1 pseudogene is annotated in these 279 nt (G+C 51.6%); it reads left to right on the plus strand.

From position 1 onward, the window contains the following. Positions 1 to 279, plus strand: a pseudogene (locus tag RTW80_RS29020) (hypothetical protein); the annotation flags it as partial.

Genomic DNA, 279 nt, shown 5'->3' on the forward strand with positions numbered 1-279 from the left:
TCACCAATCCACTGTCAACCAGCGACCCCACCCTGATCGGAAGCATGTTCTGGGTGTTCAACAATATCATTGCCGTACTTGCTATCGTCTGGTGTATCTTCATTAGTATCCGCCATGTTGTGCGTTCGGGGCATCAGGGACAGGTATTCAGCGTCGGGCGCGATATTGTCGGCATACTGAGTTTCGTCGCAGGTTTTCTGATGATCGTTCCTACCGGAAATGGCTGGAGTCTCGCTCAGCTCATTATGTTATGGGGCGCATCGATAATGGGGGTTGGGT

This window comes from Escherichia sp. AM3 (genome assembly GCF_032029835.1).
Taxonomy (GTDB): Bacteria; Pseudomonadota; Gammaproteobacteria; order Enterobacterales; family Enterobacteriaceae; genus Escherichia; species Escherichia coli.